18 protein-coding genes and 1 CRISPR repeat array are annotated in these 23888 nt (G+C 68.1%); of the genes, 12 read left to right on the top strand and 6 right to left on the bottom strand.

Annotated elements, in window-relative coordinates:
* Window positions 1–183: 183 nt before the first annotated feature.
* The 11 genes from BKA25_RS04255 (at window position 184) to BKA25_RS28765 (ending at window position 15218) form a co-directional block, all read left to right on the top strand.
* On the top strand, window positions 184–1782 hold the full coding sequence (locus tag BKA25_RS04255; RefSeq protein WP_069854046.1) for a helix-turn-helix domain-containing protein: 1599 nt from the start codon (window positions 184–186) through the stop codon (window positions 1780–1782).
* 122 nt (window positions 1783–1904) lie between these two features.
* Window positions 1905–3023, top strand: a complete 1119-nt coding sequence (gene ald, locus BKA25_RS04250) for an alanine dehydrogenase (protein WP_069851928.1) — start codon at window positions 1905–1907, stop codon at window positions 3021–3023.
* Between the two features lie 246 nt (window positions 3024–3269).
* The gene (locus BKA25_RS04245; protein ID WP_157421259.1) at window positions 3270–3605 is read left to right on the top strand and encodes a hypothetical protein; all 336 of its coding nucleotides are present in this window, start codon (window positions 3270–3272) and stop codon (window positions 3603–3605) included.
* Window positions 3602–4267: a hypothetical protein gene (locus tag BKA25_RS04240; RefSeq protein WP_069851930.1), complete on the top strand. Its 666-nt coding sequence runs from the start codon at window positions 3602–3604 to the stop codon at window positions 4265–4267. The genes BKA25_RS04245 and BKA25_RS04240 overlap by 4 nt, the downstream gene beginning before the upstream one ends.
* Before the next feature lie 149 nt (window positions 4268–4416).
* Window positions 4417–5583 (top strand): ABC transporter ATP-binding protein, encoded by a 1167-nt coding sequence (locus BKA25_RS04235; protein ID WP_069851932.1) that lies wholly within the window; start codon window positions 4417–4419, stop codon window positions 5581–5583.
* Entirely contained in the window at window positions 5583–6464 is an 882-nt protein-coding gene (locus tag BKA25_RS04230) for an ABC transporter permease subunit (RefSeq protein WP_069851934.1), read from the top strand. The genes BKA25_RS04235 and BKA25_RS04230 overlap by 1 nt, the downstream gene beginning before the upstream one ends.
* A gap of 43 nt (window positions 6465–6507) precedes the next feature.
* Window positions 6508–10371: an ABC transporter ATP-binding protein gene (locus BKA25_RS04225; protein WP_084643368.1), complete on the top strand. Its 3864-nt coding sequence runs from the start codon at window positions 6508–6510 to the stop codon at window positions 10369–10371.
* A 124-nt stretch (window positions 10372–10495) separates the two neighbouring features.
* Window positions 10496–14308 (top strand): multifunctional oxoglutarate decarboxylase/oxoglutarate dehydrogenase thiamine pyrophosphate-binding subunit/dihydrolipoyllysine-residue succinyltransferase subunit, encoded by a 3813-nt coding sequence (locus tag BKA25_RS04220; RefSeq protein ID WP_084643369.1) that lies wholly within the window; start codon window positions 10496–10498, stop codon window positions 14306–14308.
* 96 nt (window positions 14309–14404) lie between these two features.
* On the top strand, window positions 14405–14584 hold the full coding sequence (locus BKA25_RS04215; RefSeq protein ID WP_069851938.1) for a DUF6104 family protein: 180 nt from the start codon (window positions 14405–14407) through the stop codon (window positions 14582–14584).
* A gap of 115 nt (window positions 14585–14699) precedes the next feature.
* Window positions 14700–14834: a hypothetical protein gene (locus BKA25_RS27535; protein WP_257786071.1), complete on the top strand. Its 135-nt coding sequence runs from the start codon at window positions 14700–14702 to the stop codon at window positions 14832–14834.
* 129 nt (window positions 14835–14963) lie between these two features.
* Complete coding sequence (locus BKA25_RS28765; RefSeq protein WP_512699154.1) at window positions 14964–15218, top strand: immunity protein CdiI family protein; 255 nt, start codon at window positions 14964–14966, stop codon at window positions 15216–15218.
* Between the two features lie 49 nt (window positions 15219–15267).
* Here BKA25_RS28765 and BKA25_RS04210 read toward each other — a convergent pair whose 3' ends face one another.
* Window positions 15268–16443 carry a C45 family autoproteolytic acyltransferase/hydrolase gene (locus BKA25_RS04210; protein ID WP_084643370.1) on the bottom strand — a complete coding sequence of 392 codons (1176 nt, stop codon included), beginning with the start codon at window positions 16441–16443 and terminating at the stop codon, window positions 15268–15270.
* A 78-nt stretch (window positions 16444–16521) separates the two neighbouring features.
* Entirely contained in the window at window positions 16522–17061 is a 540-nt protein-coding gene (locus BKA25_RS04205) for a PadR family transcriptional regulator (protein ID WP_069851942.1), read from the bottom strand.
* Between the two features lie 126 nt (window positions 17062–17187).
* Here BKA25_RS04205 and BKA25_RS04200 point away from each other — a divergent pair, with 126 nt between their 5' ends.
* Entirely contained in the window at window positions 17188–18345 is a 1158-nt protein-coding gene (locus BKA25_RS04200; RefSeq protein WP_069851944.1) for a serine hydrolase domain-containing protein, read from the top strand.
* A 104-nt stretch (window positions 18346–18449) separates the two neighbouring features.
* Window positions 18450–18904: direct repeats of the CRISPR family, unit length 28 nt; unit sequence GAGCCATCCCCGCATGCGCGGGGCCGAT.
* 215 nt (window positions 18905–19119) lie between these two features.
* On the opposite strand, the gene hutI is transcribed toward BKA25_RS04200, so the two are convergent.
* The 4 genes from hutI to BKA25_RS04180 form a co-directional block, all read right to left on the bottom strand.
* Entirely contained in the window at window positions 19120–20280 is a 1161-nt protein-coding gene (hutI, locus tag BKA25_RS04195; RefSeq protein WP_069851946.1) for an imidazolonepropionase, read from the bottom strand.
* Window positions 20277–21626: a formimidoylglutamate deiminase gene (locus BKA25_RS04190; RefSeq protein WP_069851948.1), complete on the bottom strand. Its 1350-nt coding sequence runs from the start codon at window positions 21624–21626 to the stop codon at window positions 20277–20279. Before BKA25_RS04190 ends, hutI begins: the two co-directional genes overlap by 4 nt.
* Window positions 21626–22858, bottom strand: a complete 1233-nt coding sequence (locus BKA25_RS04185; RefSeq protein ID WP_069851950.1) for an allantoate amidohydrolase — start codon at window positions 22856–22858, stop codon at window positions 21626–21628. Before BKA25_RS04185 ends, BKA25_RS04190 begins: the two co-directional genes overlap by 1 nt.
* A gap of 185 nt (window positions 22859–23043) precedes the next feature.
* Window positions 23044–23700 (bottom strand): hypothetical protein, encoded by a 657-nt coding sequence (locus BKA25_RS04180; RefSeq protein WP_157421260.1) that lies wholly within the window; start codon window positions 23698–23700, stop codon window positions 23044–23046.
* Window positions 23701–23888 lie beyond the last annotated feature (188 nt).

Below are 23888 nucleotides of genomic sequence, written 5' to 3'. Positions count from 1 at the left end.
CGAACCGGTCGGCGACACCCGGTGGGGGAAACCCGCCACGGGGTCGGCGGCGAAGCATTTATCCTCCGCAGTCACCACGCACAGCACGAGGGTCGACGGGTATGCGCCCGACCACCGAGGAACAACCCGATGACCGGTCCGCAACGGGGCGGACGCGGCACGGGCGGCAACGCGGGAGGCCGGATGGTCACGGTGTCGGGGGTGGTGGATCGGATGAGCTCCACCCTGCTGCGGGTGCGCTCCGCCACGGGGCTGGGCAGTCAGGTCGTGGACATCGCCATCGCGGAGGGGACGAGTCTGCACCTGCCCGCCCCGGGCGAGTTGGTCCTGGGGGTGGCGGTGACGAGGACCGAGCATGCGGCCGACCTGATCAAGCTCTGCGCCCAGCAACAGGGCGCCGGGGTGCTGCTCAAACCGCCCTTCACGCGGGAGCCGGAGCTGCGCGAGCTGGCCGAACGGTTGGGCACCGCGTTGGTGGAGGTGTCACCGGAGGCGGGCTGGGCGCAGATCACCTGGCTGCTCCGCACCGTTCTGGACGCGGCGATGCTGGCGGACTCCGAGGCGGCCGATGGTCGGGGTGATCATGGGGCGGCGACGGGCGATCTGTTCACGCTGGCCGATGCGGTGGCGGCGGTGGTGGATGCGCCGGTGACCATCGAGGACGCCCAGTCGCGGGTCGTGGCGTATTCGGCGCGGCAGGACCGGACGGACCAGGCCAGGGTCGACACCATCATGGGTCGCCGCGTACCCCACGATGTGCTGGCGCGATTCCGGTCGCGCGGAGTGTTCCGCAAGCTCAGTCGTGGGCAGAGTGCGATCTTCGAGCCCGCGCAGCCGGATGGCACCCTTCCTCGGCTGATCGTGCCGATCCGGATGGGCGGCGAGCTGCTCGGGTCGATGTGGGCCGTGGTTCCGGACCCGGTCATCCCGGAACGGGCCCTGGCCTTCGCCGACGCCGGGCCGGTGGTGGCGCTGCGTCTGTTGCGCTGGCGGGCCACCGTGGATGCCGAGGCGGCCCGACATCAGGAACGGGTGCGACTGTTGTTACACGGCGGCGAGGGCTGGCAGGCGGCCGCCGCTGAGTTGGGTTGCGATTCGGGTCGGTATCGGGTCGTGGCGATCGCTCCCCGGTTCCCGGCGACCACGCCGGAGTCGGAGGGCAGCTGGCTGGCGCTGAAGGAGCAGGTGGCCAGGGGGATCGGACGCTCGCCCGTGGTCGCCGAATCGAGCGGGGTGCTCTACGCCGTGGTGCAGGCGGGCGCCGACGGGCGGGCCGCGTTACGCGCTCTCCCGGTGAATACCGCCGACTCGGACTCGATCGCCTTCACGGTGGGCACCCCGGTAGAGCCGGGCGAGCTGCCTCGGTCCAGGGAACAGGCCGCCGAGCTGCTGGGTCTGTTGCGGTCCGAGTTGTTGCCCGGTGTCGTCGCGGTGTGGGAGGAGGTGTGGCCTGCGGTGTCCCTGCATCGACTCGCCTCGACAGCGGCTCGGGCAGATCTCACCGATCTCGGCCCGTTGGCCGTGTTGGCGGCCCACGACACCCGACACGGCACCCAGCACGTGCCCACCCTGTTCGCCTGGTTGCGGCACCCCGGTGACCCGAGGACGGCCGGGTCGGAGCTCGGGATTCATCCCAACACCCTGCGCTATCGACTCAAACGACTCCAGGCGGTGATCGATCTCGATCTGACTGACCCGGATGTGCGATTAGCCCTGCTGATGCAGCTCACGATCCGGCGTTGGGCCCGCCCCGGGATCGGTCCGTTGTCCGCGCAGGACTAACGGATCACCGATCCGACGTGCCACGGGAACGATGACAGGCACGCGCGCCAGACAGCATCGTGACTCCCACGAGGGCGGACCCGCCGATCAGTTCGCCTGCTCACCAGTGGAGGGAACCAGCTATGCGGATCGCCGTACCCCGCGAGATCAAGAATCACGAATACCGGGTCGCCCTCACACCCGCAGGCGTCAACGAACTCACCGGTCGAGGCCACGAGGTGCTGGTGGAGAGCGGGGCAGGCGTCGGTTCGGGGATCTCCGACGCCGACTACGCCACCGCAGGCGCCAAGATCGTCGACTCGCCGGAGGCCGTGTGGGCCGAGGGCGACCTGGTACTGAAGGTGAAGGAGCCGCTTCCCGAGGAGTATCCGAGGTTGCGCTCCGAACAGGTGTTGTTCACCTATCTCCATCTCGCGGGTGACCGAGCGCTGACCGAGGCGGTACTGGCCTCCGGTGTCACCGGCATCGCCTACGAGACGGTGCAGACCGAGGATCGGACGCTGCCGTTGCTGGCGCCCATGTCGGAGGTCGCGGGCAGGCTGGCGCCCATGGTGGGCATCAACTCGCTGCTGCGCCCGGCAGGCGGGCGGGGCATCCTGCCCAGCGGCGTGCCGGGGGTGGCACCCGCGCGGGTGGTCGTCATCGGCGGTGGTGTCGCGGGGCTCAATGCCGCAACCATCGCGGTCGGTCTCCGCGCCGACGTCGAGCTGCTGGACACCAACGTCGCCCGGCTCAGAGAGATCGACGGGATCCACGGCGGCACGATGCGCACCATCACGGCCAACAGCTACACGATCGAACAGGCCGTCGTGGAGGCCGATCTCGTCATCGGCGCGGTGTTGGTGCCGGGCGCCCGGGCCCCGAAGCTCATCGACAACGAACTGGTGGCCAGGATGCGTCCGGGCTCGGTCCTGGTGGACATCTCCATCGACCAGGGCGGCTGTTTCGCCGACTCGCGCCCCACCAGCCACGATGACCCGACGTTCCGGGTACATGACTCGCTCTTCTACTGCGTGACGAACATGCCGGGCGCGGTTCCACACACCTCCACACACGCGCTCACGAACGTGACACTGCCCTATGTGACGAAACTGGCCGACCGGGGCTGGCGGGCGGCCTGTGCCTCGGATCGCTCACTGGCGGGCGGGCTCAACGTGCACCAGGGGACGCTGGTCAATGCGGCGGTGGGCCAGGCACATTCGATGGACTACGTCGATGTCGGCGAGGTCGTCGGAGACTGACGAGATCAGCGTCGGCGTCAGACGCTAGGGGCGGCTCGCTCAACCAGCCTGGGGGTCACCGGGAGCGAGCCGCCGCCATCAGTCTAAGCCTATGTACGGCCGAAAACCGAGCTGGTGGCGATCGAATTTGTGATCTCGGTCTAGAAAGCCCCGTTCAGCCCAGAACGACTACGTCAAATGGGTGAACTTTCCCGCGTAGGGGTGAAGTCGCTGCGTGTCGCAGCCGATGTCCCGACGATGGATGTGGTGGACAACTCAACTGAGCGACACGCTTCCTCACCATCGATTCCGACTCCTGCGACGCCGCAGGAGTCGACGACCACCGACGAGGTGGCGACCGGCATCGCGACCGCGAGCGCCCTCGAACCCGCCGACGTTCGGGCGGACGACGATCGGGCCTGGTGGGTCGCCTGTCACGATCCCTTCGGCCGCGACCGCTCCGTCACCGTGCTCGTCGACGACGGCGAGGTGGCCGTCGTGCCGCCGCCGGGAGCGGGCGCGGTGCTCTCCGCCAGGCAGACCCGACGCCTGCGCAGCACCCTGGACCGGGCGGCCCGGACGGCGGGGAACCGACGCCCATGACCGCAGCCGACAAGGCCCTGCGACACGCGGTGCTCGCGCGGCTCACCCACCTCGATCAGGCCGCGAACCGCGAGGATTCCGACGCCCTGCTGCCGTTGGCCCGCGCCGAGCTACAACGGTTGGCCGACGGCTGGCGGCTGCTGCTCACCGTGCACCAACCCGATGGGGACGGCCGGTGCCGGGCGTGCCCGTCCGGTTGGCGGCGCCGACGCTGGCCGTGCAACGTCTGGATGCTGGCGCACCGGCATCTGATCGGCGATGGCGAGGCGCCTCGCAACCGGCGTCGGGCCGCAGGCCGATTCGTCTTCCCCTGGACCCGAGGCTCGGCCACCGTCGAGGCAGGCTCGCGGAGTGGCAGGCGCCGGGCCGGGACTGCGGCCGGCGGACCACCCGCTCCAGGCGTCACCGAGGTCACGGGCACCGTGGTCCCGCCTCTCCCGGTCGACGAGACCTCGTTCGACGGTGAGACCCCGGTCGCCGACCGGCCTCGGCCCGCGTCGAAGGCACCACACGCGGCAGCGCCGGTCGTCCGCAAGCCGACGGGCAAGGTCGTTCGACCGGCAGCGCCGGGCGACGGACCTGCCTCGGATGCAGGCCAGCGGCGAACGGTCGTGGAACAACAGGCCCAGTTCAACCGCAGGACACCGCCGAGTAGGCCCTGACCGGCGGCGAGCGTCGCATCGATGAATCGTGCGTCGATGACACCCGAACATCGAGGAACGGCGATCCGCCTTTACCACCAAGCGTGCGATGCCCGTCTCATCGATGAGGCAGGATGGCCCCTTGACATCCCTACGTCAGGGGAGGACATGTGCACGACGGCACCGGCCGAATCGTTGTGCAAGGCCTGACCAAACAGTTCGGGCCGGTCACAGCGGTACAGAACCTGGGCTTCACCGTGGAGCCAGGCACCGTCACCGGCTTCCTCGGCCCGAATGGGTCCGGGAAGACCACCACGCTTCGCATGCTGCTCGGATTGGTGCATCCCACTACGGGCCAGGCGACCATCAACGGCCGCCGCTTCGATCAGCTCGGCAATCCAGCCAGGGTGGTCGGCGCCGTATTGGAGGCGCAGAGTTTCCATCCGACGCGGTCCGCCTACAACCACCTGCGCAGCTTCGCCGCCGCGATCGGGGCGCCCGACCGCGTCGTCAACGAGGTGCTCGGCCTGGTCGGTCTCTACGAGGCGGGCAGACGCAAGCCCAAGGGCTTCTCGCTCGGTATGCGGCAACGCCTCGCCTTGGCCACGGCACTGCTGGGCGACCCGCAGGTGCTGGTCCTCGACGAGCCGTCGAACGGCCTCGACCCCGAGGGCATCGCGTGGTTGCGTGGCTTCCTCCGGGACTTCGCCTCGCGCGGCCGGACGGTGCTGATCTCGAGTCACCTGCTGCGTGAGGTCGAGCAGACCGTCGACCAGGTCGTGATCATCAGCCGGGGTCAGTCGATGTACCACGGTTCGCTCGACCAGCTGCGTGCCCAGCGACCCAGCCGGGTCCTGGTGCAGACCGACGAGGCGAACAAGCTCGTGGGTGCGTTGCGCGAAGCGGGCCACCAGAACATCGAGAGCACTCCGGACGGGCGACTGGCGATCGGCGCCGTCACCACCAAGCAGGTCGCCGAGATCGCCGCGAAGGCGGGCGCCCCGGTGTACGGGATCCAGGAGGAGCACGTCGACCTCGAGTCGCTCTTCCTCGAGATGACCAGCGGCCAGTACGTCGGCGCACCGGGCTTCGGCCAGCAGCAACACCAGCAGCAACCGCCGCCGGGCTGGGGTCCGCCGCCGGGATCCGGTGGTTTCCCCGCGCAGAACCCGTACCAGCAGCAGGGTGGCCCGCAGCAGGGTGGCTACCCACCACAGGGCCCGCCACAGGGTGGCTACCCGCAGGTTGGCTACCCGCAGGGCGGAGCGCCGCCGTCCAACCCGTACAACCAACCGCCCGGCAACCAGGGACAGCCCGGGACCGGGGGGAACCACTGATGAACAGGCTCATCAAGTCCGAATTCCGCAAGATCTTCAGCACCAACCTGTGGTGGGCGCTGCTGATCCCGGCCGGGCTGTTCTGCTTCCTGCTCGCGTTGCTCGGCGGCACGGTCGGGAACATGTTCGGAACTGCGGTCAACACCGAGATCCCCGAGTCCGAGATGGAGTCGATCGGCAGTTTCACCAGCCTGCTGACGACACTGACCTTCGCCGCAGGCCTGGTCGCGGCCGGGATCTTCGCGGGGATCTTCGGCGCGCTCGGGATGGCGGGCGAGGCCCGGCACAAGACGATCACCACCACGTTCCTGGTCTCGGACTCGCGTAGCAGCGTCCTCGGCGCGAAGGTCGTCTCCTACGCCGCGATCGGCGCCCTCTACGGGCTCGTCTCGGTGATCCTCGGCTCGCTCGGCGCGGGTATCGGCGCGAGTTTCACCAGCTTCCCCGACATCGGTAGCTGGCTGTTGCTCAGCCTGGTCGCCGTGGTCGTGATGAGCTTGTGGACCATTCTCGGGTTGGGACTCGGGGCCTTGATCAGCAACCAGGCGGGTGTGGTGCTCACCCTGGTATTGCTCGTCCTGATCGGTGAGGGTCTGATCGCCCAGCTGTTCGCCGAGATGGGTGTCGAGAACGCGGCCGACTATCTGCCCGGTGGTTCGGCCTCGGCCGCGCTGCTCGGTTTGGCGGTCACCCTGGGGCTACAGCCGTTCCTGGACTCGGTCGGCGTGACCATCGACCAGCTCTCCGCAGAAGCTCCGGAGATGTCGATGTTCACGGACATGTCGGATCAGTGGTTGATCTCCGCGCTGGTCTTCTTGTTGTGGACCGCGATCTTCGTCGCGGCAGGCTGGTTGGCCAACAACAAGCGCGACATCACCTGAGTGGGTGGCGGGGCACCGACTCGCCCGGACATAGCCTGGCTCGGTGCCCCTTCGCTCCCCCCACCACACCGAAGCAACAGCCGAATCGGAAAAGTCGCAGCAAGGCTGGCTCCACAGGTTGTCGGCCGCCTGCTGGGTGCATCGCCGCACCGTCCTGTTGTCCTTCATCGCCTCGGTCGTCGGCGTAGGACTGGAAGCCCTCATCCCCCTGTTGACCAGGGAGGCCGTCGATGGGGCGGTGGCGGGCCGAACGGACGGCCTGTGGCTGATCCTCGGTGTGATGGCCGCGCTCGGTCTGCTGCGCTTCGGGACGGCCTTCGTCCGGCGCTACGAGGCCGGTCGGCTGGCGCTGAACGTGCAGCACGATCTCCGGCAGGCGGTGTTCGCCTCGGTCACCCGCTTCGACGGGGGCAAGCAGGACAGCGTCCGCACCGGACAGATCGCCTCCCGAGCGATCTCCGACCTCCAGCTGGTCAACTCCCTGCTGTCGATGGTCCCGTTGGCGACCGGCTCGCTGGTCTTCGCCGTCGTCTCCCTCGGTGTGATGCTCTGGCTCTCCCCACTGCTGACGGTGTTGGCGCTGGTGGTCCTTCCGTTGGTGTTCATCGAGTCGCTGCGCACCAAGCGGGTGCTCTATCCGGCCACCTGGGTGGCGCAGCAGCGGGCATCCGAGGTGGCCCAGCAGGTCGAGGAGACCGTCACCGGGGTCCGGGTGGTGAAGAGCTTCGGGCAGGAGCACCGCGAGGTCGCCACCCTGGAGAACACCGCCCGCAAACTGTTCGGTGACCGGCTCCGCGCGGCCCGCCTGACCTCGCGTCCGGCCGCCACCCTCGCCGCGCTTCCCTCACTCGGTCAGGTGGGCGTCCTCGGGGTCGGCGGTTGGTTGGCGATGAACGGCAGCATCAGTCTGGGCACCTTCCTGGCGTTCACCACCTACATGGTCGGCCTGGTCGGGCCCGCCCGAATGCTGTCCAGCCTGTTGGTCAGCGCGCAGCTGGCCAGGGCCGGGGTGGAGCGGGTGTACGAGTTGATCGACTCGCAACCCGAGGTCGCCGAGGCCGAGGATGCCGTCGAGCTGCCCGAGGGCCCGGTGGCCGTGGAGCTGGTGGACGTCCGATTCGGCTATACCCGCGACGATCCGGTGTTGGATGGCGTCTCCCTACGCATCGAGCCCGGTGAGACGCTGGCGGTGGTCGGACCGGCAGGCTCCGGCAAGTCGACGATCTCGCTGTTGTTGCCCCGGTTCTACGACGTCCATGGCGGCGCGGTCCGATTGGGGCCGCCGGGCGCCGAGCAGGACGTGCGCGAGCTCCGGACGACCTCGCTGCGCGGGGCGATCGGGGTGGTGTTCGAGGAGGCGTTCCTGTTCTCCGACACCGTGCGGGCCAACCTGGCCTATGGCCGTCCCGATGCCACCGATGCGGAGATTCGGGCCGCCGCAGTCGCTGCGGAGGCCGCGGACTTCATCGAGCGGCTCCCCGACGGCTACGACACCCGGGTCGGCGAACGCGGCCTGTCGCTCTCGGGCGGCCAGCGACAGCGCATCGCACTGGCCAGAGCGCTGTTGACCGACCCTCGGGTGTTGTTGCTCGACGATGCGACCTCGGCGGTCGATGCGGTGACCGAGGCCGCGATCCACGACACGCTGCAATCGGTGACCCAGGACCGCACGACGCTGTTGATCGCACACCGCCGATCGACTCTCGCGCTGGCCGATCGGATCGCCGTGTTGGATCGCGGTCGGGTGATCGATGTGGGCACCGAGGCGGAGTTGCTCGACCGCTGCCCGCTGTTCCGGGCGTTGTTGGCACATGGGGATGCGATCGATTCCCCGGGCAGCAGCGCGCCCGGCGAGAACGGCGCCGAGCCCGCCGTCACGGCTGCACTGTGGCCGGAGGTCGCAGACAACGGGCTGGCTTTCGATGACCGACAGCGCGTCTCCGCATCGGCGGGGATGGGCAACGACCGACGTGGCGTGTCCTCGGGCGGTGCCGGGATGCGCGCCGCCGGTGGTTCCTCCTCGCTGTTCGGCGGGATGGTGCCCACGCCGGAGTTGCTCGCCCAGGTGGACCGGCTGCCACCCGCGCTGGACCGGCCTCGACTGCACGACGAGGACCCGACGGCACCGGACCCGAATTTCCGGCTGCGCAAGTTGCTCCGGCTGGTGCGTTGGCCGCTGGCCTTGGCGATTCTGCTGGTGAGCCTCGATGCGATCGCCTCGGTGGCGTTGCCCAGCCTGTTCCGTTACGGGATCGACGCAGGAGTCTCCGGCGGGGCCGCGACGGCCCTGCAGTGGGCGACGGTCGGCGGGGTGCTGATCGTCGTCGTCTCCTGGCTGACGGTGGCCTGGCAGACCGTGGTGGCCGCCAAGGCGGGCGAGACGCTGCTCTACCTACTGCGGGTACGCACGTTCTCCCATCTCCAACGGCTCGGGCTGGACTACTACGAGCGCGAGCAGGCCGGTCGGATCATGACCCGGATGACGACGGACGTCGATGCGCTGTCGCACTTCCTGCAGACCGGACTGGCCAATGCCGTGGTGAGTCTGCTCACACTATTCGGCATCGTCGGGGCCCTGTTGATCACCGATGTGCCGTTGGCCTTGGTGGCATTGGCGCCGCTGCCGGTGTTGGTGATCGCGACGATGATCTTCCAGCGGTTGTCCTCGGCGGCATATACGCAGGCCAGAGAGCAGGTGAGCCTGGTCAACGCGGATCTGCAGGAGAATGTGTCCGGGGTCCGGGTCGCCCAGGCGTTCAGCCGGGAGGCACGTTCGGCGGCGAATTTCGCCGCACGCAGCGAGAACTATCGGCGCATCCGACTGCGGGCTCAGCGTTATATCTCGATCTTCTTCCCGTTCGTCGCACTGCTCTCGGACGTCGCGCAGATCGCCGTGCTGGGGGTGGGCGCGTTCGCCCTGGCGTCGGGCTCGACCAGCCCCGGCGTGCTGTTGGCCTTCCTGCTCTACCTGCGGTTGCTGTTCGGCCCGGTGCAGCAGCTCTCCACCGTCTTCGACAACTATCAGCAGGCCAAGGTCGGCCTCCGACGGATCCGTGACCTGCTGCGGACGCCGCCCTCGGTCCCGGAACCAGCCGTGCCGCTGCCGGTGCCGTCCCGGCTGCGCGGCGAGGTGGAGTTCGTCGAGGTGGGCTTCAGCTATCCCGGCGCCCAGCGCAAGGCCCTGGCGGATGTGTCCCTGCGGGTGGGTGCAGGCGAGCGGGTGGCCCTGGTCGGTGCCACCGGCGCGGGGAAGTCGACGCTGGTCAAGCTGCTCGGGCGCTTCTATCAGACCGAGGAGGGCGTGATCCGGGTCGACGGCGTGGACATCCGCGAGCACGGCGTCGTCGATTACCGCAGGCACCTCGGCGTCGTTCCGCAGGAGCCGCATCTGTTCAGCGGGACGGTCGCCGACAACATCGGTTACGGCAGGCCCGATGCGGGTCCGGCCGAGATCGAGTCCGCTGCGCGTGCGGTGGGCGCGTTGCCGATGATCGGCGGTCTTCCGCAGGGTTTCCGTCAACAGGTGGGAGAGCGAGGGAACAACCTCTCCGCAGGTCAGCGGCAGCTGGTCTCACTGGCCAGGACCGAACTCGTCGAGCCGGATCTGTTGCTTCTGGACGAGGCGACGGCGGCGCTGGACCCGGCGACCGAGGCGATCGTGCATGCGGCCGATGATCGGCTGGCGGCGAGCAGGACCACCTTCGTCGTGGCACATCGACTGGCCACCGCAGCCAAGGCGGATCGGATCTTCGTCTTCGATCAGGGCCGCATCGTCGAGAGCGGCACGCACCGAGAGCTGCTCGCCCAGGGCGGCCGATATGCGGGCCTGTGGGCGGCCGATCGCGCCGCCGACACGCCGGGCCCAACGGCGACGAGCGGCAACGGAACGACAGAATCGATACAGTGATCGATCCTGTGACGGAGTCGTCGGGTGCAGGCACCAGTCTTGTAACAACCACATCTTTGGGAGGATTAGCCTAGGAGAAGTGTCTCAATAACCCCTAGCAGACGGAGCGAGGCGAACGGGAGCCGTGTCCAGCAGCACCCCTGCGTCACAGTTCGGCCCTAACGAGTGGCTGGTCGAGGAGATGTACGAACAGTTCCTCACCAACCCGTCATCAGTAGACCCCGCATGGCACGACTTCTTCGCCGACTACAAGCCCACGCACCGTTCGGGTCGAGACGGCAAGGAATCAGTCGGGCAGCAGGTCGGCGGGACCTCCTCATCGACGGGTACGACCACCCAGACGAAGGCCGATCAGCAGGCCACGTCCCCCCAGCGGAACGGACAGCGAGAACAGGGCGCGACGACCGCGCCCGCTGCGTCCGCGCCGAAGAAGAGCACCTCGACCACCGACTCACAGAAGACGAGCACCGTGACCTCCCCGACGGCGACCCCCTCGGCAGCGACGCCGCAGCCGGCCACCAGCAAGCCCTCGCCGCAGAAGGCCGCGACCAAGACACCGGTCCGGCACACCGACACGGCGGACAAGCCGGAGGGCGAGCAGCGCAAGCCGCTGCGGGGCGCCGCTGCCGCGATCGCCAAGAACATGGAGCAGTCGCTCACGGTGCCGACGGCGACGAGTGTGCGGGCCGTGCCCGCCAAGTTGCTGTTCGACAACCGCATCGTGATCAACAATCACCTGAAGCGGACGCGCGGCGGGAAGGTCTCCTTCACGCACCTCATCGGCTACGCGATCGTCCGGGCGCTGGAGAGCTTCCCGGGGATGAACCGCTTCTACGCCGAGACCAACGGCAAGCCGACGATGGTGACGCCGGAGCACGTCAACCTGGGCCTGGCGATCGACCTTCCCGGCAAGGACGGCTCGCGTTCGCTGGTGGTCGCCTCCATCAAGAAGTGCGAGGGGACCAGCTTCCTGCAGTTCTGGCAGGCCTACGAGGACATCATCCGCAAGGCCAGGACCGGCAAGCTCACGGCGGACGACTTCTCGGGCACCACCATCTCGCTGACCAACCCCGGCACCATCGGCACCAACCACTCGGTGCCCAGGTTGACGGCCGGTCAGGGCACGATCGTGGGCGTCGGGGCCATGGAGTACCCGGCCGAGTTCCAGGGCAGCAGCGAGAAGGCCCTGGTCAAGCTGGGCATCAGCAAGATCATGACGCTGACCTCCACCTACGACCACCGGGTCATCCAGGGCGCCGAGTCCGGTGACTTCCTGCGCCGGGTCCACCAGCTCCTGCTCGGTGAGGACGGCTTCTACGACGACATCTTCACGTCGTTGCGGCTGCCCTACGAGCCGGTCCGCTGGGTCAGCGACATCCCCGAGGGCGCGGTCGACAAGACGGCCAGGGTGTTGGAGCTGATCGACGCCTACCGGACCCGTGGCCACCTGATGGCCAACACCGACCCGCTGAACTACCGGCAGCGCAGGCACCCGGACCTGGACATCCTGTCGCACGGTCTGACCTTGTGGGACCTGGATCGGGAGTTCCCGGTCGGCGGTTTCGCGGGCAGCGAGCGGATGAAGCTGCGGGACGTGCTCGGTGTGCTGCGAGACTCCTACTGCCGCACGCTCGGCGTGGAGTACATGCACATCCTTGAGCCCGACGAGCGGGAGTGGCTGCAGAAGCTCGTCGAGGTGCCGCACCGGCATCCCGACGCGGCAGAGCAGAAGTACATCCTGTCCAAGCTCAACGCCGCCGAGGCCTTCGAGACCTTCCTGCAGACCAAGTACGTCGGTCAGAAGCGGTTCTCGCTGGAAGGCAGCGAGACGGTCATCCCGCTGCTGGACGCGGTGTTGGACAAGGCCTCCGAGCACGAGTTGGACGAGGTCGTCATCGGCATGCCGCACCGAGGCAGGCTGAACGTCCTGGCCAACGTGGTCGGCAAGCCCATCGCGCAGATCTTCCGCGAGTTCGAGGGCAACCTCGACCCGGGACAGGCGCACGGCTCGGGCGACGTGAAGTACCACCTGGGCGCCGAGGGCAAGTACTTCCGGATGTTCGGCGACGGCGAGACCACGGTGTCGCTGACCTCGAACCCCTCGCACCTCGAAGCGGTGAACCCGGTGCTGGAAGGCATCGTGCGCGCCAAGCAGGACATGATCGACAAGGGCGAGAACGGCTTCACCGTGCTCCCCGTCCTGCTGCACGGCGACGCCGCCTTCGCGGGTCAAGGCGTGGTGGCCGAGACCCTGAACCTGTCGCTGCTGCGCGGCTACCGCACCGGCGGCACGCTGCACGTGATCATCAACAACCAGGTCGGCTTCACCACCGCACCGGAGCACTCCCGGTCCAGCCAGTACTCCACCGACGTCGCGAAGATGATCGGTGCACCCGTGTTCCACGTCAACGGCGACGACCCCGAGGCGTGTGTGTGGGCCGCGAAGCTGGCCGTGGAGTACCGCCAGGCGTTCGGCAAGGACGTCGTGATCGACATGGTCTGCTACCGGCGCCGTGGTCACAACGAGGGCGACGACCCGTCGATGACCCAGCCGAAGATGTACAGCGTCATCGACACCATGCGCAGCGTGCGTAAGACGTACACGGAGTCGCTGATCGGTCGTGGCGACATCTCGGTCGAGGACGCGGAGAAGGCGCTGCGCGATTACGCCAGCCAGCTCGAATACGTCTTCAACGAGGTTCGCGAACTCGAGAAGCACCCACCGGCGCCGAGCCCCTCGGTGGAGTCCGAGCAGCTGGTGCCCACCAAGTTGGACACCGCGGTGCCTGCGGAGACGATCATCCGGATCGCCGACGCGCACACCGAGCTGCCGGAGGGCTTCACCCCGCACCCGAGGGTGAAGCCGGTGCTGGAGCGGCGCGCGAAGATGGCGCGGGAGGGTTCGATCGACTGGGCCTTCGCCGAGTTGCTGGCCTTGGGCTCGCTGACCATGGAGGGCAGGCTGGTTCGGCTCTCCGGTCAGGACTCCCGCCGGGGCACCTTCGTGCAGCGGCACGCCGTGGTCATCGACAAGAAGAGCGGCGCCGAGTACACGCCGTTGCAGAACCTGGGCGATGACCAGGCCCGGTTCATGACCTACGACTCCGCGCTGTCGGAGTTCGCGGCCCTGGGCTTCGAGTACGGCTACTCGGTGGCCAACCCGGAGGCGCTGGTCCTCTGGGAGGCGCAGTTCGGCGACTTCGTCAACGGTGCGCAGCCGATCATCGACGAGTTCATCTCCTCCGGTGAGGCCAAGTGGGGGCAGCGTTCCGACGTGGTGCTGCTGCTGCCGCACGGCCACGAGGGTCAGGGCCCCGACCACACCTCGGGTCGGATCGAGCGGTTCCTGCAGCTCTGCGCCGAGGGTTCGATGACGGTGTCGATGCCCTCGACGCCCGCGAACTACTTCCACCTGCTGCGTCGGCACGCCCTGGACGGCGTCAACCGGCCGTTGGTGGTCTTCACGCCCAAGCAGCTGCTGCGGTTGAAGGCCGCGGTCAGCGAGGTCGCGGACTTCACCCCCGGCAGCAAGTTCCAGTCGGTGTTGGACGACCCGACGGTGAAGGACCCGAGCGCGGTGACGAAGGTCCTGCTGTGCAGCGGCAAGATCTCCTACGAGCTCAACGCCGAGCGGCTCAAGCGGGGCATCACCGACACGGCGATCCTGCGGATGGAGCAGCTCTACCCGGTGCCCCGGCGCAAGCTGGCCGCGGCGCTGGAGCGCTACCCCAACGCGCAGGACATCCGCTGGGTCCAGGAGGAGCCCGCCAACCAGGGTGCGTGGCCGTTCCTCGGCCTGAACCTGCCGGATCTGCTGCCTGAGCGGCTGTCGGGCCTCAAGCGGGTGTCGCGGCGGGCCATGGCCGCGCCGTCGGCCGGGTCGAACAAGGTGCACGAGGTCGAGCAGAAGGAGATCCTGGACACCGCGCTGAGCTGATCAGCGGCCGGTCTAGGCTGACCGGGTCGCGCGGGAGTTCTTACTCCGGCGCGGCCCGGTTTTCTTTTGTCCGCCCAGCCGTTGCCGGAGGCAGCGATGTACTTCACCGACCGAGGTCTCGAAGAGCTAGAGGAACGTCGTGGTGACGAGTCGGTCACCCTGTCCTGGCTCGCCGATCGGATGCGCGCCTTCGTGGACAACAATCCGGAGTTCGAGGACGCCGTCGAGCGCCTTGCCACCTTCCTGGCCCGCGACGACTCCGACGACGAGGACTGAAACCTGCGCCCGGTGTCGGCCCTGTTGCCGACGCCGTTGGCATTCGTCGTAATTCGCCTCGATCCGGTTGCGGCCGTGCGACATCCTGACCTGAGCACTCAGAGTGAGGAGTCGCATGGTTTCCGTGACCGATATCGCGGAGCAGCTGCGGCGTGCCCACGAGTCGGCCAGGGCGGCCCGGTCGGCGGCCTTACGAGCCGAAGCGTTGATCGACGCGGGGACGGAGATCTTCGATGGCGCTACCCGTTGAAAAAAAGCTACGCCCCAGACTGCGCAGGAGTTGACATGTCTCGTTCTATTGCGGTATCCCTGCTAGCCGGATGGCGAGAGGACCCCTTTTTATTATTACCCGGAGCGGGAGCGCTGGTACACCCACTCCATCGAAGAAACCCAGGAAGACCTTCACCTATCCGACGAACTCACCGCTGATCTCACCGCCTGGGACGACGAATACCAAGCCACCTACAAACCCCACGACCACCGGAATTCGGGGTTCTCCAGCGAGAAAATCGAACAAGATTGGATAGAGCGAGGAAAGGTACTGGCAGCGCGGATCAAAGCCGAGTCACCGCTCGTTGCCAGCGTCGACTACCAAGCCGACGGAATCATCGAAAAGGGTACCTGTATTTTCTGACGGCCCGGGATGGCAGCGGATCCGTCTGGGAGATTCGCCCTAGGCGAGGTCATGCAGTCGGGTCAAGCTGGAATTGCATCTCGGGTGACAGGTTTGGTCCGCTTCCGCCGGTCTCGGGTCCCGACCAGAATCGGATCGCGAGCGCACGATCTCGTGGTCGATACGAAGCCGACCAAAGAGTTCCGCCGAGTACCGTACCGGATTCTGGCCATCGGGTGTTGACGGCGACCTGGTCGGCGATGTGTGCGAGGCGGACGGTGGTGAATGGCTGTCCAGGCTCACCTATGACGTGAGCGTCCATTCGCTGTAGGCGTTCGATGGACCCCCGCATTTCTGGGTCGTTCTCCCATGATTCCGGGACCGGTCGGAGCAGGCTGTGGTTGGTGGATCGCATCGATCCGTCGCGCTTCACCACGGTGCGCATCGTGTTGTCGTCTCCGGGCTCAGCCATCATCACGATGCCATTGGCATCGGCGATGATGTAATGACAGGGCATCCAGGACTGATATATCTTCTGCTCGTTGAAGACACGTTGGGCGTCCTCGACGGTGCGGCAGCGGTCCAGAATGAACCGGAGCACCTCCAATTCGTTCAACCCCGGTGCGGTCTCCGGCGGGCTGAAAGTCGCGGCACTACGATCGATGAGCTGCATCAGCGATACAACGAGACCGGCCTCGTTCATGCCATCGATCACTCCGTTGCAGAGGTCGAAGGCGCACATGAACAGCGTCCGCATCCCTCCATCGGTGGGATGGATCTCCATCAGATACGGCTCGCTCAGCATTGCGGGCGCCTCGGGATGAGAACCGGGTCCGAAGACTGCGTCCGGCAACGAGAGGAAGCCGAAGTCGAAGTTTCGCTGCACCACCATGCCGGCATCCACGGTCGGCGCGGTGAGCACCGAGCAACCCACCATCTGAGGCGGCATAGGCAATTGGATGTTGTATCCGATGCCGAGCGCATCCACCGTCGGGTCTGCCGGGTCCAACCCGAATCCGCGCGCGATCCCGATGCCGCGTGCCACCAGCTCCGGGTAGTGCCGAACAGCCCACTCTCGACGGCCTTCAGCCACGCCGTCGGGTAACAGCAGGTCTTGTGCCGCTACCCGATGCCGGGACCGAGCAATACAGGCAAGTGATTCCCCGATTTCCTCGTTGCGTCCACGGATACGTACATGGCGGACTGCTAAACGCTCGTCCGGCGATTGATAAACCAGCACGTCCATCTCGACTCTCCCTATCAATATGTGGGGAATTTCATCTTCGTCGAGATCGACGTCAGGGTCGACCTCGAAGTGCTGCGGTCAGCGGATCGGCGGTTCCTGCCGGTCGATGTGATCGCGGAACCAATCGAGCATGAAGCGGTGTGAGGCGATGCCGTAGTCGAGCGTCGCACGCTGGTGGGTGACGAGGTCGCGGCGCTCGGCAGGCAGGTCCAGCGCATCGAGTTGCTTGTCGAGGTCCGAGAGCACGGCGAGGTCGGTCTCGATACGCGCGGTGATGCGTCGGAGCACCGGCAGACGGTCGGCGGGTTCCAGCAGGCCGAGGAAATAGAGTCTGGACAGTGCTGCCGTCTCCAGATCGGCTTTCGCCAGGTCCGCTGTCATCCAGGCGCGGAACTCCGCACTGCCTGCGTCGGTCACCCGGTACACCTTCCGACCTCGGCCGCCTGCTTCGACGCTCGCGACCTCGATGCGTTCCTGCGCGAGCAGGGCGTCCAGCGCGCGTTTGATGCTGCCGGAACTGGCGCTGTAGAAGAGCGCGACGCCGGACTCGAACCCCTTGATGAGGTCGTAGTAGCTCTGCGGCGCGATCAGAAGCAGACCGAGGATCACATGGGCCATCGGACGAGCTTAGACCTTTGACTCTCATAGACATGTCTAGTAGTCATGTCTATGAGGTACGTAGGTCGGCGCGTCGCTGTCCTTGGAACGCACAGCGACGGCCCTTTCGAGGAAGCGGACAGCCACGTGACAGCACCGACCGCCGTGAACCGTGCCGGCGGCAACAACGTTCCCGACGACGTCGACGCCCGATTGGCGAGGGTGCTGCAAGGCCTCGTCGCGCAACGCGGCGTGCACCACGCCAATATCGCCATCACCAGCGGTGACGGTGAGCAACGCTGGTCCGCCGCCGCCAGTCGTTCCGACGATCAGCGCCTTCGACCCGAGACCCCGTTCTTCATCGCGAGCATCACCAAACGGTTCGTCATCACGCTGGTGTTGCAAGCCTACGAGCGCGGCGAACTCGACCTGGCCGCGCCGATCAACGACTACCTGTCCACGGACGTGATCACCGGAATCCATGTCCTGCGCGGGATCGACCGAACGTCCGAGATCACGGTGCGCCACCTGGCGACTCACACCTCGGGGCTGCCCGACCACTTCGAGAAACGCCGGGACGGGCCGAGCCGGTACGAGTCCCTCGCCGCCGGTCGGGATTCGGCGTGGACCTTCGAGGACACGATGCGCGTGACTCGCGAGCAGCAACGCCCCTACTTCGAGCCGCAGGACCTCACCGCACCTCGACAGAAGGCTCGCTACTCCGACACCGGCTTCCAGTTGCTGATCCGCATTCTGGAGACGGTGACCGATCGGTCCTTCGCCGACCTGCTGACCGAACGAATCCTCGACCCGCTGGGCCTGCGGCACACCTGGCATCCCCGGCATCACCCGGCGGATCCGGCGACCGCCGCACCCACACCGCTCTATGCGAAACAGCGCCGCCTGACGCTGACCTCGCTGATCGAGTCCTCCAACGACCTGTTCAGCACCACCGCCGATCTACTCACCTTTCAGCGAGCGCTACTCGGCGGTGCGCTCTTCCAGGACGCCCGCACGTCGGAGGTGCTCACCGAGCGACGCAACCGGCTCCGCAACATCCCCATCCTCCGGTACGGAATGGGCACCATGTTCTTCCAGGTCAGCCGCCTCGTGTCGCCGACGCGCCGACCTCTCACACTCGTCGGGCACTCGGGAGCGACCGGGACCTGGCTCTTCCACTGTCCGGAACTCGACCTACACCTGGTCGGTACCGTCGATCAAGCCAAGGGGCAGGCCATCCCCTTCCAGGCGATGGCGCGGTTGCTGTCGGGCTGGCGGCGTTCGGACCGAGGCCGATTCTTATGACGTCCGATTCAATGGCTGCTCACTCCGCTCCGACGTGGCGCGAATCTTGGCCTCACCGCACGGGCTCGCGATGACATCGTCGTTTTTCTGGTCCACCTTTTCCAGTGCCATCCCCGCATGCGCGGGGCCGATCCACCGACACAGCTCTGATCCCACAACGGTGGGGAGCCTTCCCCGCATGCGCGGGGCCGATGGTAAGCGCTTCCGTGTAGTTGTCGACGTGCGCGAGCCATCCCCGCATGCGCGGGGCCGATGCTTCGGCGTTGATAAAGCGTTGCCCGTGTTCGGAGCCATCCCCGCATACGCGGGGCCGATGTGTGTGTGGTCGGTCAGGCCGCGAGACGCAGCGAGCCATCCCCGCATGCGCGGGGCCGATGTCCTCGGTTTGCAGATCGCTTCGCACGTCGCAGAGCCATCCCCGCATGCGCGGGGCCGATGGACAGCGTCGGTAGTGGATCGTGCACGTCTGCGAGCCATCCCCGCATGCGCGGGGCCGATCCTCCGTAGTAGCCCCGGCGAAGTCCTCCAGGGGAGCCATCCCCGCATGCGCGGGGCCGATACTTGTTGACCTGCAGGTTTACCTGCCGCCACCCCATGAAATTACCACGTGATCCACGCCACAGGAGCGACAGGTGACTTCGCTGCCCTTCAGCTCAGCACCAGACCGTCACGGTAAATCCTTGATGCGCAGAACGGCGCTGGACCGCTTCGCCTAAGTTCGACGCCTCGCCACCGGAGCGATTCGCCAAGCTCGAATAGTGGGTCCGCAGCCCGTCACCGCACCCGCGAACCCTTCCGCCACACCGCATGCGTCAGCGGAACCCCCGGCCGGTAAGCCAAATGCGTCGCCGAGGGCGCATCCAGCACATGGACGTCGGCCCGTGCGCCCGGTCGCAGCACACCCACCGCGCCGTCGCCGGTCTCCCGACGCAACGCTCGGGCGCCGCCCCAGGTGGCCGCCCGCACGGCCTCCTCAACGCTCAGACCCATCTGCAACACCGCCGTGGTCACGCAGAACGCCATCGAGGAGGTATACGACGAGCCTGGGTTGCAGTTCGAGGCCAGGGCCACCGTGGCGCCCGCGTCGAGCAGTCGGCGGCCGGGCGGCAGCGGCTGCCGAGTGGACAGATCGCAGGCGGGCAGCAGGGTCGCCACCGTCGCCGAACCCGCCAGCGCCTCGATGTCGGCGTCGGACAGATGAGTGCAGTGGTCGACGCTGGCCGCGCCCAACTCCACCGCGAGCCGCACGCCCGGGCCCTGGCCGAGTTGGTTGCCGTGCACCCGTAGGCCGAGTCCCTTCGCGGCGGCCGCCGTCAGCACCCGGCGGGACTGCGTCTCGTCGAAGGCCCCGGTCTCGCAGAACACGTCGGCCCAGCGGGCATACGGCGCCACCGCGTCGAGCATCGGGCCGCAGACCTCGTCGAGATAATCCTCGGCATCGGCGCCCGGCGGCACCAAGTGCGCGCCGAGGAAGGTGACCTCGTCGGCCACCTCGGCTGCGATTCGGGCGGCCCGGACCTCGTCGGCCACGGTCAATCCGTAGCCGGTCTTGGTCTCCACGCAGGTGGTGCCCTGCGCGGCGGCCTCATCGACGTGTTTGCGTAGTCCGGCGGCGAGTTCCGCGTCGGTGGCGCCTCGGGTCGCCTCGACCGTGACGGCGATACCGCCCGCCGCGTACGCCGCGCCCGCCATCCTGGCCTCGAACTCCGCCGTGCGATCGCCCGCGAAGACCAGGTGGGTGTGGCTGTCCACCCAGCCGGGCAGCACCGCTCGGCCCTCGACATCGAGGATCTCGTCTGCGGCGGGAGCGGCCGAGGCCGCGCCGATCCAGGCAATGCGGTCGCCGTCGAGCACCAGCGCCGCATCGGCAGGCCTGCCGAGTTCCTCGTCATTGGTGGTCAACTCACCGATACCGGTGATCAGGGTGCTGGTCATCGGCGCAACTCCTCGATGGCGTCGCGCAGCAGCGCGCCCGGATCGCCCAAGGTGCCATGAACGCGGTTCTGCACGACCGACGTTCCCTCGATGATCACGTCTCGGACATCGGCCGCCGTCGCCGCGAAGATCGCCGCCGTCGGTTCGATACCGGCCAGATGGACGCCGTCGAGGTCCAGGGTCACCAGGTCGGCGCGCGCGCCCGACTCGATCACGCCGGTGGAACCCCAGCCGAGAGAGGCGTGTCCGGTCGAGGTGGCGGCCGTCCACAGTTCCTCGGCGCTGAAATGTCCTCGGGTCTCGGTGCGCAGCCGCTCGTGCATCTCCATCGCCTTGGCCTCGGCGAAGATGTCGATCATCGAGTGGCCGTCGGTGCCCAGGGACAGCGGCGAACCGGCGTCGAGCAGATTGCGGCCCAAGCCGATGCCGTCGGCCAAGTCCTGCTCGGTCGTGGGGCACAGACAGACCCCGGTGTGGCTCGCGCCCAGCAGGCCGATATCGGGAACGTTGAGGTGCGTGGCGTGGACGGCGGTCGTCAGCTCGCCGAGCACGCCGTGATCGGCCAGCAACTGGGTTGGGGTCACGCCGTGTGCGGCCTGGCAGGCCTCGTTCTCGGCCCGCTGCTCGGACAGGTGGACGTGTAACGGGGCGCGGAAGCGCTGCGACCAACCCGCCACCACGCCCAGGGCCTCGGCGGGCACGCCCCGCACCGAATGCACGGCCGCACCGACCCGCACCCGATACGGGTCGACGCCGGGCCGATCGGTCAGCTGAGCCAGCAGTGCCTCGGCCCGCACCGCCCAGCCGTCGGCGTCGACATCGCCGAAGCGCAGCTGCACGCCCTCCAGCGGTTTCCCGAAACCACCGGCCAGATAGCAGGTGTCGAGCAGGGTGATCCGCAGTCCCGCGTCCCTGGCGGCGGCGACCAATGCCAGCCCCATCTCGTTGGGGTCGTCGTAGCGGATGCCGCCGATCTCGTGGTGCAGGTAGTGGAACTCGCCGACGCTGGTGATGCCCGCGAGCACCATCTCGCCGTAGACGGCGCGCGCCAACCGGTAGTAACTGTCCGGGTTGAGCCGTTCCGCCAGCGCGTACATCTGTTTGCGCCAGGTCCAGAACGTTCCGCCGCCCACGTGGGTCCGTCCGCGCAACGCACGATGGAAGGCGTGTGAATGGGCGTTGGCCAGTCCGGGGATCGCCAGACCGCTGAGTCGGACCGCGTCCGGCGGGGCCGCGACCCCGGGGCGGACCGTGTGGAATCGGCCGTCGGCGACCTCCAGCAGGACTCCCCACTCCACGCGCGGGGATTCGCCGCCGACCAGTGCGTAAGGCGCCCAATAACGCATCACGCGAGCTTCTCCAGGACAGTGGTCAGTGCCTGCACGCCGTCCTCGCAGTCCTCGGGTTCAGCATGTTCGGCGGGGGCATGACTCACCCCCGTCGGGTTGCGCACGAAGAGCATAGCGGTGGGCACCTGCGACGCCAGGACTCCGGCGTCGTGCCCGGCCCCGGTGGGTAGGGCGGGGACACCGCCCAGCGCGGCCGCGAGATCGTCCCGCAGGGCGCTGTCGAAGACGACCGTGTCGCCATAGGACTCCTCGGTGATCCGCACCGCGCAGCCCTCGGCCTCGGCGACCTCGCCTGCCGCCTCGCGAATGCGTTCTACGACGGACTTCGTGCGCGCGTCGTCCTCGGCACGCGCATCCAGCCACAGATCCACCGAGGACGCGATCACATTGGTGCCGCCGGGCGTCGGCACCAACCTGCCGACGGTGGCTCGGGCGCCCTCGACCTCGGCGGCGATCCGACGGGCCGCCAACACCAACCCGGCCGCGGGCAGCATCGGGTCACGACGGTCGGCGATCGGAGTCGCTCCGGCGTGGTTGCCCTCGCCGGTGAAGGTGAAGCGCCAGCGGCCGTGCGCCAGGATCGAGGAGGCCACCCCGACGGGCGCGGCCTGATCGATCAGTCCTCGGCCCTGTTCCACGTGGAGTTCGACGAAGCAGCCGATCTGCGCCAGGGCCTCGTCATCCCGGCCGAGTCGGCTCGGGTCGAGTCCGGCGGCGGTCATCGCCTCGCCGAGGCTCACACCATCGGGATCACGCAGGGCGGCGGCCTTCGCCGGGTCGATGGTGCCCGCCATCAATCGTGAGCCCAGGCAGGCGATGCCGAACCGGCCGCCCTCCTCCTCGGCGAACACCACGATCGCCAAGGGCTTGGTCGGGGTGAAACCCTTCGCACGAAGTTCGTCGACGGCGGCCAGCGAGCTGACCACCCCCAACGGCCCGTCGAAGGCACCGCCGCCGGGCACCGAGTCCAGGTGGCTGCCGGTGATCACCGCGTCCGGCCCTGGCTTACCCCACCAGGCCCAGATGTTGCCGTTGCGGTCGGTCCGCACGTCGAGGTCGCGGCGGGTGGCCTGCTCGACGAACCAGGCCCGCAGGTCGAGTTCGGCGGTGTCGTAACCGTGTCGGGAGAAGCCGCCTCGGCGCCGGTCGGCACCGACATCGGCGATGGCCGCCAGCAGACCGGTGGCGGTGGCCGGGGTCGGCGGCGTGGCGTGCTGCGAGCCGGACATGGTGGGCGGCCTCCTGGTCGGCGTGGGTGACAACGGCGTACTTCCCCGTTACGACACCACATGACTCGCGGTGAGCGGCCGATACACGACAAGGAACACACCTCGCGGCTGGCGGATGACAACCCGGGGGCGGGCCGGACCGGGGGCAGGTCCGGCCCGCATTCGGGTGGCTGGCGGGCCCCGTCCTAGAGCGCGCAGGCGAAGCGGTGATCGGCGACGGGCGCTGCCTCCGCAACAGGAGACGCGGCCTGCCCCGGGATCCAGAGGCCGCTGGGAACCCGCACGGTGCGCTCCGGAGCGCCACGATGACCCGGCATCGGCAGCCGCAGCAGCTCGCCGACCACGGTGAGGAAGGTGCCCTCACACCGCCACACGAGATCGCCCTCGTCGAAGAGCGGCGAACTCGCGCCGCCCGAGCGCAGCCGCATCGCGGTGGCATCGTCCTCGGCCCGCAGGTGCACGGCATCCACGTGACAGGGCCAGCCGTAGGTGTAGAGCAGAGTGAAGGGCACCTGGGCGTCGCCGGGCGCGCGGGAGGTGGTGAATCTGCTGCGCGCGAGGACGTCGAGTGCCTCGTCCACGGTGCGCGGTGCGGTGGGCTCGCGGTCGGACCGGGCCGCTCCGGGCCACGGCGCCGAGGGACGGGGTGGCGTCGGACGCGGTGGCGCCGGCCTCGGCGGGGTCGGGCGCGGCGAGGCCGACAGGAGACCGGCGGCGGCACGCGGGCGATCCCCTCGGGCGCCGCCGGGAGCAGCGGGCACGGCACGCGGTGTGGTGGCGGAGTGGTCGAACGAGGTGGAGCTTCTCCTGCCGGCGAGGAACGCGTGGTCGTGCTGGGTCATCGGCGGGTTCTCCGTTCGTCTCGCGGCGAACAGGTCTCCACGGCGCCCGGCGGAGGCCGTAGATCCTGCAGGTTCCACTGAAGAGACGAACGTCTTCGCCCGTTATGACGAAGATCGGCCGGAAAAGATTCTGCGACCCGGGCGGCGACCCGCTGGCGGGGGCGGCAGGTCGGTTCGCAGGACCATGT

This window comes from Actinoalloteichus hymeniacidonis (genome assembly GCF_014203365.1).
GTDB lineage: Bacteria > Actinomycetota > Actinomycetes > Mycobacteriales > Pseudonocardiaceae > Actinoalloteichus_A > Actinoalloteichus_A hymeniacidonis.
The sequence above is the reverse complement of the archived record's forward strand: the minus strand, read 5'-3'. Positions and strand labels throughout refer to the sequence as shown.